This window comes from Mesorhizobium sp. M7A.F.Ca.US.007.01.2.1, assembly GCF_003998165.1.
In the GTDB taxonomy this organism is placed as follows: Bacteria; Pseudomonadota; Alphaproteobacteria; order Rhizobiales; family Rhizobiaceae; genus Mesorhizobium; species Mesorhizobium ciceri.
In genome coordinates, this window is the sequence record NZ_RZQP01000216.1 from 1 (window position 1) to 10,809 (window position 10,809).

General features: G+C 62.2%; 8 protein-coding genes and 1 pseudogene. All 9 read left to right on the forward strand.

Going from position 1 to position 10,809, the window contains the following annotated elements; all coding sequences use genetic code 11:
* Window positions 1–1,000: ATP-binding cassette domain-containing protein (locus EN949_RS27910; RefSeq protein WP_127371844.1), on the forward strand; the 1,000-nt coding region annotated here is incomplete at its 5' end.
* A 19-nt stretch (window positions 1,001–1,019) separates the two neighbouring features.
* A complete protein-coding gene (locus EN949_RS27915) occupies window positions 1,020–2,357 on the forward strand; it encodes an HlyD family type I secretion periplasmic adaptor subunit (RefSeq protein ID WP_127371337.1) in 1,338 nt (445 codons plus the stop codon).
* A gap of 197 nt (window positions 2,358–2,554) precedes the next feature.
* Window positions 2,555–2,800 (forward strand): annotated as a pseudogene (locus EN949_RS27920) (IS481 family transposase); the annotation flags it as partial.
* A gap of 298 nt (window positions 2,801–3,098) precedes the next feature.
* Window positions 3,099–4,079 carry a helix-turn-helix domain-containing protein gene (locus EN949_RS27925; protein WP_127367131.1) on the forward strand — a complete coding sequence of 327 codons (981 nt, stop codon included), beginning with the start codon at window positions 3,099–3,101 and terminating at the stop codon, window positions 4,077–4,079.
* Between the two features lie 102 nt (window positions 4,080–4,181).
* Window positions 4,182–6,209, forward strand: a complete 2,028-nt coding sequence (locus EN949_RS27930; RefSeq protein ID WP_127371845.1) for a hydantoinase/oxoprolinase family protein — start codon at window positions 4,182–4,184, stop codon at window positions 6,207–6,209.
* A 3-nt stretch (window positions 6,210–6,212) separates the two neighbouring features.
* A complete protein-coding gene (locus tag EN949_RS27935; RefSeq protein WP_127366645.1) occupies window positions 6,213–8,180 on the forward strand; it encodes a hydantoinase B/oxoprolinase family protein in 1,968 nt (655 codons plus the stop codon).
* A gap of 161 nt (window positions 8,181–8,341) precedes the next feature.
* The gene (locus EN949_RS27940; RefSeq protein ID WP_127366646.1) at window positions 8,342–9,199 is read left to right on the forward strand and encodes an FAD binding domain-containing protein; all 858 of its coding nucleotides are present in this window, start codon (window positions 8,342–8,344) and stop codon (window positions 9,197–9,199) included.
* Complete coding sequence (locus tag EN949_RS27945) at window positions 9,190–9,687, forward strand: (2Fe-2S)-binding protein (protein ID WP_127366647.1); 498 nt, start codon at window positions 9,190–9,192, stop codon at window positions 9,685–9,687. The genes EN949_RS27940 and EN949_RS27945 overlap by 10 nt, the downstream gene beginning before the upstream one ends.
* The coding region (locus tag EN949_RS27950; RefSeq protein ID WP_164782560.1) for a molybdopterin cofactor-binding domain-containing protein at window positions 9,680–10,809 on the forward strand (1,130 nt) is incomplete at its 3' end. The genes EN949_RS27945 and EN949_RS27950, both read left to right, overlap by 8 nt.

Below are 10,809 nucleotides of genomic sequence, written 5' to 3' on the forward strand. Positions count from 1 at the left end.
CGCCGCACTGATGTCGGGCCTGATCCGTTTCCTGCGGCTCACCATGCAGTCGCTGATCCTCGGCCTCGGCGCCTATCTGGTGATCGAGCGGCAGATCACCGGCGGCACCATGTTCGCCGCGAGCCTCTTGCTGGGCCGGGGGCTGCAGCCGGTCGAGCAGATCGTCGGCCTTTGGCGCAGCCTGATCCTGGGGCGGGCGGCGTTGGCAAGGGTCGAGAAGCTGGTCGACGGGCGCGCGCAGAGCGAAAGATCGTTCAACCTGCCCAAGCCCACCGGCAAGATTTCGGTCGAGCAGGTCAGCTTTGCAATCGCCAGCCAGCAGAAAGTGCTTCTGCGGGACGTATCGTTCCGGCTGGAAGCAGGCGAGACGCTGGGAATCGTCGGCCCTTCCGGCGCCGGCAAGTCGACGCTGGCGCGTCATCTCGCGGGCGTCATGCAACCCAGCCGCGGTACCGTCAGGCTGGACGGGGCCGACCTATCGCAATGGGGACACGACGCGCTCGGCGACCACATCGGCTACCTGCCGCAGGATATCGAACTCTTCTCCGATACGGTCGCCGCCAACATCGGCCGCTTCAAGACCAATGTCGACCAGGAGGTCATCGAGGCCGCGCGGCTCGCCGGCGTGCATGAGATGATCATCCGCCTGCCGCAAGGCTATGAGACGCAGATCGGCGAAGGCGGCGCAGTGCTGTCAGGAGGATATCGCCAACGGATTGCTCTTGCCCGCGCAGTGTTCGGAACGCCGAACCTGATCATTCTCGACGAGCCCAGCTCCAATCTCGATGCCGATGGCGACCGCGCGCTGAGCGACTGCGCGATCGAACTCAAGCGCCGCGGCAGTACGGTGATCATCGTCTCTCACCGGCCCTCGACCCTGGCGAATGTCGACAAGATCCTCCTGTTGCGCGATGGCGCCGTCGAGGCCTTTGGCATGAGAAACGAGATCGTGGCGCTCCTCAACCAGCGCGCGGCTCCAATGGCGGTGGCAACGCAATGAACCGTGTTTGGAGAGAGCGATGAGCGACGGCGCGCTTACCTACCGGAGCCTGCCTGGCGACGCCGGTATTCTGGCCCCGGATTCGATCCGGGTGCCGGCCTATATCGGTCTGCTGATCATCGTTGCTTTCTTTGGCATCTTTGGCGGCTGGGCGGCCTTTGCCCCGCTGAACGGCGCCGTGCTTGCCGACGCCATCGTCAAGGTGGATGGCAATCGCAAAAGCGTACAGCACTTCGACGGCGGTACGGTGAAGGAGATCCGCGTCAAGGATGGCGACGTCGTCAGGAAGGGCGACATCATGCTGAAGCTGGACGACACCAGGATTCGGTCCGAGTTCAATCTTTATGCCCAGCAATATGCGCTGTTGCGCGCAACCGATGCCAGGATCCGAGCCGAACTGGACGGCAGCGAGGTTGTTGCCTTTCCCAAGGACATTCTCAAAGAGCACGAAGACTACCTTCGGGATGCAATGGCAAACCAGATCGCCGATCTGGAAAGCCAACGCGCCTCGATGGCCGGCGCCAGGCAAATCCTCGAGCGGCGCATTGCCGAACTCGAGGAGCAGATCCAGGGCAAGCAGTCTCGGGTCGAATCTTACCATGCCCAGTTGCAATCGACGATCAACGAGAAGGCCAGCCTGTCGAAGCTGCTCAAGGCCGGATTGACGACCCGCCCACGCATCCTGGAGCTGGAAAGATCCGCCTCGGATCTGCAGGGCCTGATCGATGAGAACCTCGGCGCGATCGGCGGCAGCCGACAGAGCAAAGCCGAACTCGAAAGCCAGATCGCACAATTGACAAATGAGCGCCGAGCCAAGCTGTCGGCCATGCTGATCGATACGCAATCGAGCCTTTCCGACCTCGTGCCCAAGATGTTTGCCGCCCAGGCTGCCATGGACCGAGCCGAGGTGCGCGCGCCGTATGACGGCCAGGTGATGGATCTCAGCGTCTTCTCGATAGGCGCGATCGTTTCGCCGGGCCAGACCATCCTCGATATCGTGCCGACCGAAAATTCGCTGATCGTCCAGGCCCAGATTCGCGTCGAGGACATATCGAACCTGCGACCCGATATGGCTGCCGAAGTTCGTTTTACATCCTACAAGCAGCGCTCAATACCCATAATTCATGGCCGCGTCACCCGCATTTCGGCGGATCGCATTACCGACAGCAAGACCGGGTTTCCCTACTATCTTGCCGACGTAGCGGTCGATCCGGTGGAATTGGCAGCAGCCCCACAGATTGCGCTTTATCCGGGCATGCCAGCGTCAGTCATGATCGTCACCGAGGAACGCACCGCGCTCGACTACATTCTGGGCCCGCTGGTTGTGTCGTTCCACTCCGCCTTTCGCCAGAAATGACGGATTAGCCAAGCGACTTCGCTTTTGAGGTGATTCTGACGCAGAGCAGTCGGAGACAAGCCGACAACCAGTCGCTCATGGTCTGCATGTTCCCTGCCGACAGCCCCTCTGTTTCTTTGGTGCTGGATCTGATGATCCTAGATGTTTGATCCCGGGCTTTATGGAGCATCCTTGTCTCCCGAATGAAAGGATGCGCTATGGGCCAAGTTCTGCATGGGAGCGCCAAAACGACAGAGGCGGTCCGTCGAGCGATACAGCATAGTCAAGAGAGCCTGAGGGGGCTGGCCAAGCGCTACGGGATCAACCGGAAGACGGTTGCGAAGTGGAAGAGGCGAGCTTCGGTCGCCGATCTATCGACTGGTCCGAAGGAACCGAGATCGACGGTGCTCTCGATTGAGGACGAGGCGGACATTGTCGCTTTCCGCCGCTACACGCTGCTGCCACTCTTCCGTACGCACGGAACTGCAGGACATCATTTCCGCCCACATCTGGAAGCCGACAATTTTTCCTGAATGAGTGTGCGAAAAGAATGCATGGTTCCAAGTCGGCTGGCGGTTTGCGCGCCAAGGCTGGTTTGATCAGCTGCACACTGATCGTGACGACAACTGCAACCGTCGCGAGCTCCGGTCCTGGGCCAACCGACCACATAAGTTTATTCGTTTTTGACCAATACGCGCCGGTGAATTCCTGTAATCTTCGGAACAACACCGGGACAACCGGGTCAACCAGAAAGGTCGGGGAATGAAATACGTCGTCGATACGATCGGCGGTCCCGCAGGCGGTGATGCCTGGCAAGCCGCTGTTACCGAAGCCTATTTTCCGCTCGACACCGAGTATCGGAACCGTCGCGAATTTTCAGGCACGCTAGAAACCTTCTCGCTTGGGCTCGTCAGCGTGTCTAAAATGCGCTGCGATGCCGTAAGCTATCGTCGCCACCGCCGCCACTTCCTCAACGAGCGTGACGCCAGCCTGCTCATCACGATCCCGGAGATGTCGGAGGTGAATTTCTCGCAAGGGTCGAGAACCGTCAATTGCAGGCCGGGGGGCTTTCTCGTCGAGCGGGGAGATGCGCCTTACGAATTCTGGCACGGCAAGCCAAACGCGCTGTGGGTCCTCAAGGTACCATCATCGAGCGTTCGGGCACGGATCGGATCCGCCGAACGGCTCAGTGCGCTCAGTTTCGACGCGACCCAAGGCATCGCCGCGCTCTTCCTCGACACGGTGCGAACCACGATCGGCCATCTCGATGAGATCACTGAAGTCGCTCGTGAGATGATGGGCAGGCACATCCTGGAAATGCTGTGCCTGTCGATCGTGAGCGACGATCGCGTGCTGGACAGCAGCATCTCGTCGATCCGGGCCGGCCATTTGCATCGTGCCGAGCAGTATATTCGCGACAATCTGAAGAATTCCGACCTCGGCCCGCAGGCGGTGGCTGATGCCTGCGGCATCTCCCTGCGTTACCTGCAGGTCCTTTTTCAGGACAGCAACCAGTCGATCAACGGCTTCATCCGCGACGCCCGGCTTGAACTTTGCGCCGAGGAGCTGATGTCGGTGACCAACATCAGCAGCGTAGCCGAGATCGCTTACCGCTGGGGCTTCGCCGACCAGTCCCAGTTCTGCAAGCACTACCGGACGCGGTTCGGCTGCGCACCGACGGATACCCGTCGCGAAGCAGCGATCCGGGCGGGCGGCTCTTCGGCCTCGCGAGAGCGCCACTAGTCCCAACGAAATCCGGGCCAATTCCACCATTCATGCAACGTCTCCCCGGCAAGGGGCGACGAAGGCGGGGCTTTGCCCGCAAGACCTTGCGAAGGAACTGTCATGAGCCGAATCAGAGTTGCCGTCGATGTCGGAGGGACTTTCACCGACATCTGCATCATGGACGAAGACAGCGGAGCGATCCGCATCGAAAAAACCGCCTCCACGCCTGACGATCCCATGCAGGCCATCATGAATGGCGTGGAGCAGGGGCGCATCGATCTTTCGGAGGTAACGATGTTCTCTCATGGTACGACGGTCGCCACCAATGCGCTGATCACCCGCCGTCTGCCGCGCACCGCAATGGTCTGCAGCGAGGGTTTTCGTGACGTTGTAGAGATCCGTCGCGCCAACAAGGAAGATCTCTGGGACACCTACAAAGATGTCGCCAAGCCCTATATCCCGCGCCGCGACCGGCTGACCGTCCGGGAACGGGTCAGTGCCGAGGGCACGATCCTGGAAGCGTTGGACGAAGAGGCCGCGCGCCGTGTCGCGGAGATTCTCAAGAAACGGCAGGTCAAGTCCATCGCCGTCTGCTTCATGAACTCCTATGTCAACGGCGCCAACGAGCGCCGCATGCGTGAGATCCTGAAGGAGGCAATGCCGGATCTGCCGGTCTCGATCTCCTCGGAGGTGATGCCGGAAATCTTCGAGCACGAACGTTTTTCCACCACCATGGCGAACGCCGTCTGCGCCCCGGTCGTCGTCGACTACGTGTCGCGTCTCGGAGAAAAGCTTGCCGACGCCGGATACAAGCGAGATCTCCTGTTGCTGCACAGCGGTGGCGGGGTCATGACGCCCGCGAGCGTCAAGGATTTCTCGGCCCGGCTCGCGGGATCCGGCATCGCCGCCGGCGCGATCGCAAGCCGCTTCATCGGAAATCTCTGTGGCTACCCGAACTCGATCGGCTTCGACATGGGCGGCACCAGCACCGACGTCTCGCTGGCCTGGAACGGGGAGTCGCGCATCACAAAGGACTGGTACATCGAATTCGGATATCCGATCCGCTTCCCCTCCATCGAGGTATTGACCATCGGTGCGGGCGGCGGGTCGTTGGCATGGCAGGACGAGGGCGGCAGCTTGCGCAACGGGCCGCAGTCCGCTGGCGCCTTTCCAGGTCCGGCCTGCTACAAGAATGGCAACCTCATTGCCACCAACACCGATGCCAATGTGGTGCTCGGCCGTCTCGGCACCAGCCTTGCGGGCGGCAAGATCACGCTCGACGCCGCTCTGGCCGCCGAGGCGGTTCAGGAGACGGTGGCGGAACCCTTCGGCATGGAGCTCCACCAGGCGGCCGAGGCGATCATCGCCGTCGCCAACGCCAATATGGGCAATGCCGTCCGGCTTCTCTCCATCAGCCGAGGCTACGACCCGCGCGACTTTGCGCTGGTCGCATTCGGCGGTGCTGGCGCTTTGCACGGAGCGGCCGTGGCCAAGGAGCTTTCGATTCCAACCGTGATCGTACCGCCCAATCCCGGCGTCACCTCCGCGCTCGGCTGCCTTCTCGTCGACGTGCAGCACGATTTCTCCGAAAGCTTCATGGCCGATGCTTCGACTGTCTCGCCCGCCGAGATGCAGGCAGCCTTCGTTCTGATGGAAAAACAGGCGGTTGAGCGTCTGGGCCATGAGGGCGTGGCGCAGGAAGACATGGCGCTGCAGCGCACGGTCGAGATGATGTACCAGGGCCAATGGCGCTCGCTCGCGGTGTCAGCCCCGGCGCGGATCGAGAGCATCTGCCCGCTGATCGAGGCATTCCACAACGAACACGAACGCGAGTTCAACTACCGCCGCGAAGAGGCGCCGGTGTCGATCTTCCGCATCGCGGTCAAGGCGATCGGCATCGTCCCGAAAGCCGAGATACCGCGACACGAAGTCTTGCCTCATGTGCCCGAGCCGCTCGGCCGCCGCGGCGTCTGGTTCGACGGCGTATCTCATGATGCGGCTGTCTATGAACGCGACCAACTCAGCGCCGGCGCTGCCTTTGCGGGACCCGCCATCGTCGAACAGTTCGATTCCACCACCGTGGTTCCGCCGGGAATGAGCGCGACCGTCGATGGCTTCCTGAACATTCTCATCGTGACGAAAGGCTGAAACATGACAAAGCTGATTGAAACGAGCCCTGGCCTCGATCCGGTAACGTTCGAGGTGCTGAAGAACTCCTTCATCACCACCGTCGACCAGATGGCCGAACAGATGCTTCGCACCTGCTATTCCTTCGTCATCTACAACCGAGACTTTTCGAATGCCCTGCACGACGCCGATGGCAACTCCGTCGCCCAGGGCAACTACGACATCGCGGTCCATGTCGGCACACTGCACAACACGTGTAAGGAAGTGATCCGGGTCTTCGAAGGCGATATGGCACCCGGCGATGTCTACGCAATCAACGATCCTTATGCCGGCGGTACGCATTTCAGCGACGTTCGGCTCGTCCGGCCGATCTTCGATGAAGACAAACTGATCGGCTTCTCCCAGTCGAACGGACACTGGTCGGATCTCGGCGGCTCGGTGCCGGGCTCCTTCGACGTCACCGCCCGCGACATGTTCCGCGAAGGGCTGCGGATAACGCCGCTGCGCCTTTTCCAGCGCGGCCGCTTCTGCTCCGATGTTGCCAACATGATCGCGGCCAACACGCGCGATCCCGCATCGATCATTGGCGACATCCATTCCCAGGCGCAGGCGACGCAGGCGGCCGAGCGCGAACTGCTGCGGCTGGTCAAGAAGTACGGGCGCGGCCAGGTCATGCGCGGTATGGAGGAGGTTCAGGACTACGTCGAACGTGCCGTGCGAAAGCGTCTGGCGGAGCTGCCCGACGGCACCTGGGAGACGGTCGACTACATCGACCGGGATCTCGGTGCCGGCGAGGGCATGATCCCGATCCGCATCAAGATGACGATCAAGGGCGACACGATCCACTACGATTTTACGGGAAGCCACTCGACCATTGCCTCGATGTATAATTCCGCACCGGGCGCGACCTTCTCGGCCGTGGTCGCCGGCATGAAAACCTTCTTTCCGGACCTCCCGCTCAACAGCGGGTTTTACCGGATGATCGAGGTAACCGCGCCGAAGAACAGCATCGTCAGCGCGGAATGGCCGGTGGCGGTGACCGGGTTCCTGATGCCGTTTGAAAAGATCATGAACGCGATCTTCGAGATGTGGTCGAAGATCATGCCCGAACGCGCTATCGCCTGCGCCTTCAACCTCGAATATCTGCTGGCCGGGGGACGGGATGCGCGCAAACCCGAAAAGCCGATCTTCATGTTCTACGAATGGCTGCCTGGCGGCTGGGGCGGGCGCAACGGCAAGGATGGTGCCGATGTCACAACCGCCTGCTTCGGAACCGGGCTGATGTCGCAGCCGAACGAAGGCAACGAGCGGGTCAATCCCACTCGGACGCTCGAGTTCCAGATCAAGCAGGATTCAGCCGGGCCCGGCAAGTGGCGGGGCGGCGTCGGCGTGCAGAAGACCTCATTGCTGCTTGAGGCTGAAAATGCCGTCATGTCCTATATTTGCGACCGCGAGCGTGCTGTCGTCTGGGGTGTCGAAGGAGGCCTGCCGTCGATGCCCCACGGCTTGACCATGAAGCGCGCCGGAGAAGAGACCGAGATCTGGCTCGGCTCCGTATTCTCCGATTACTCCGTCCACACAGGCGACCAGTTCGCTCGTCCGACGGCCGGCGGCGGTGGTTTCGGCGATCCACTGCAGCGCGAGCCCCGCAAGGTGATGGAGGACGTGATCGACGACTACGTTTCCCTGGAGCGTGCCAGGACTGACTACGGTGTGGTGATCCGCGAAATCGACCGCGACCTGTGCCAGTATGAAATCGACGAGACGGCGACCGAAGCCTGCCGTACCGACATCCGGGCGAAACGGAAGGGCTGGGCACGCATGGATCCCGAGGAGGTCGCGCGCAAATATCGCTCCGGCGAGATCGATACGCTCGATGCGGTTCGGCACTATGCCGTGATCCTCGACTGGGAGACTGGCGAACTACTTCCCAAAACCACCGCCCAGTTCCGGGAGAGTTTTGAGAAACGGACCGTCACCCACTGGGTTTGAGCGCCAGCGAGCGCGCCGCAATCTTGCGGGCGCTCGCGGGATGCCAGAGTTATCTGTTTTTTCGATACCATATTCAAAGAATTACTATTTCACAGGAACCTAAAGCTGGAGCAACAATGTCGCAGCGCCGCGAAGGTTGGCTGCTCCGAGGGGTATGACAGATGGCACCAGGCGTGGGACGATCGTTCACCGCGGCCAGCACACTTGAAGAGGCAATGGCCGCACGCCGGCAGGGCGCGGTGGTGCTTGCAGGCGGCACCTGGATGATGCGTGATCCCCAGCGCGGGGTCGACCTTCCCGAGGCGGTGGTCGCACTCGACCGAATACCGGCCTTGTCCAAGGTCGAAATCGACTCGGGCCATGTCGTGATAGGTGCAGCTGTTACCCACGCAGTCCTTGGCCGCGCGTTGCATGGGGCAGCGGGCTTCGAAGGTCTGGTTGCCGCGGCGGAGAACGCGGCCAATCCCGGTATCCGAAGGGTCGCCACCGTGGGCGGCAACATTTGTGCCCTCGACTTTGCCGCCGCCGATCTCGCCCCTGCGCTTCTCGTCTGTGAGGCGACGGTGGAGCTGGAGACGTTCGAAGGCCCAAAACTCATCGGTATTTCGGATTTCCTCAAAGACAGGCATGCGCTGCTGGCAGAGGCGATTGTGACGAGAATTCATCTGCGCCGCGACCTTGTCGCAAGCGCGCATATCCGCCTGCCGCTTCGGAAGGCTGGCGACTATCCGGTCGCCGTCGTCTCGCTTGCGGTGGACAAGGACAAACGATGTCGCATCGCCGTCGGCTCGGTGGAGCCGGTAGCGCGGCGCTGGACGGCGCTCGAACAGGCGATGAGGGCAAGCCAGGCCTCCGCGCTCGATCCGGAGCGCGCTGCCGGGCTTGCACTGGAGCACAATGATTTTCAGGGCCGCGACGGCAGGGAAGCGGAGGGTTGGTACCGGCGCCAGGTTCTTCCGCCGCTGGTCAAGCGCGGTGTTGCCGCACTTCTCAAGACCGAGGGCCTGGCATGGTTGTGACATTCCAGCTGAATGGCGAGGACTGCAGCTTTCACGGCGATCCGATGACGCCGCTCGTCGACATCTTGCGGCGGGAACGATTCCTGACGGGGACCAAAGCCGTGTGCCGCGAAGGCTTCTGCGGCGCCTGCACGGTGCATGTCGACGACGAAGCGGTGCCGTCCTGCCTGAAGCCGATTGGCCTGGTCCAGGGGTGCGCGGTCACGACCATCGAGGGATTGAGTTCCGGAAACCAGGTGCTGCATCCGCTCCAGGCCAATCTAGAGGCCGCCGATGCCGTGCAATGCGGCATGTGTTTTCCGGGAATGGTTATGAGCCTTTCGGCGTTCGTGCGTGACAATCCGCATGCGAGCCGTCCCGACATCAAGGCCGCGATGGTCGGCAACATCTGCCGCTGCACCGGATATGAGCGGATCGTCGACGCCGTGGCCGACTGCCTTGACCAAGCGCGGGAGGCTGGCCAGTCGGTGGGAGGCATCCATGTCTGAGCTGTCCGCCACGGTGATGAATCTTCCCCGCCGCGATGCGCAGGACAAGCTGCGTGGGCGGACGAAATACACCAACGACCGGGTTCGCCCCGACATGTTGCATGCCGTGCTGCTGCGGTCGACCGTTTCCGCGGGGCGTATCCGCAAGCTCGACGTTTCGGCGGCACTTCGCTGTCCTGGCGTGCGCGCGGTGGCGACCGGCGCCGACGCGCCAGGCCTCTACGGCATCGGCATTGCCGACCATCCGCTCCTGGCCATCGACACCATCCGCTATCATGGCGAGCCAATCGCCGTCGTTGCCGCCGAAACGGAGAAGCAGGCGCGGGCGGCGCTTGCCGTCATCGTGCTTGAGATCGAGCCGCTGGCACCGGTGTCCACCATGGCCGAAGCGCTCCAGCCCGCAGCCCGTCTCGTCCACGAGGGCTGGCGCGGCTATGAGGTGATCACCGAGGGCGGCGCACGTGCCGGCAACATCGCATGGGAGGCAAAATCCAGCCGCGGCGACGTCGATGCGGCCTTCGCCCGTCCCGACATACGCATAGTCGAGAGCAGCTTTACCGTCGGCCGGCAGAGCCATGTGCCTTTCGAACCGCGCGTTGCCATCGGCTCCTGGGAGGACGGCCGGGCTCACATCCAGACCTCGACGCAGGTGCCTTGGACAGTTCGCAACGTCACCGGAAGGGTCATGCAGCTTGCGCCCGGGCGTGTGCGGGTCACCGTGCCGCCTGTCGGAGGCGGGTTCGGCCTGAAATTCGATGCGTCCATCGAGCCGATCACGGCACTTCTGGCGCGGATGACCGGGCGCACGGTGGTCCTGGAAAACACCCGGCAGGAAGAGATGGCAACCTGCCTCTGCCGCGAGAATGCGGAAATCCGCATCCGCTCCGCTGTCACTGCCGAAGGATACATCGCCGGACGCGAGGCGGTCGTGCTGATGGACTGCGGCGCGTATGGCGGCGAACAGGTTTTCCTGACAACGATGACGGCGCACACGCTGGGCGGCAATTACAGGGTTGGCGCAACGCGGCTCGTCAGCCGCGCCGTATACACCAACACACCACCCAACGGCGCTTTCCGAGCTTGCAATGGCGTCTACAACACCTTCGCGTTGGAGCGACACAC

What these genes read in the sequence shown, in the direction of transcription:
- EN949_RS27915 (WP_127371337.1), top strand. Translation starts at nt 1,020, where the DNA reads ATGAGCGACGGCGCGCTTACCTACCGGAGCCTGCCTGGCGACGCCGGT.
- EN949_RS27925 (WP_127367131.1), top strand. Translation starts at nt 3,099, where the DNA reads ATGAAATACGTCGTCGATACGATCGGCGGTCCCGCAGGCGGTGATGCC.
- EN949_RS27930 (WP_127371845.1), top strand. Translation starts at nt 4,182, where the DNA reads ATGAGCCGAATCAGAGTTGCCGTCGATGTCGGAGGGACTTTCACCGAC.
- EN949_RS27935 (WP_127366645.1), top strand. Translation starts at nt 6,213, where the DNA reads ATGACAAAGCTGATTGAAACGAGCCCTGGCCTCGATCCGGTAACGTTC.
- EN949_RS27940 (WP_127366646.1), top strand. Translation starts at nt 8,342, where the DNA reads ATGGCACCAGGCGTGGGACGATCGTTCACCGCGGCCAGCACACTTGAA.
- EN949_RS27945 (WP_127366647.1), top strand. Translation starts at nt 9,190, where the DNA reads ATGGTTGTGACATTCCAGCTGAATGGCGAGGACTGCAGCTTTCACGGC.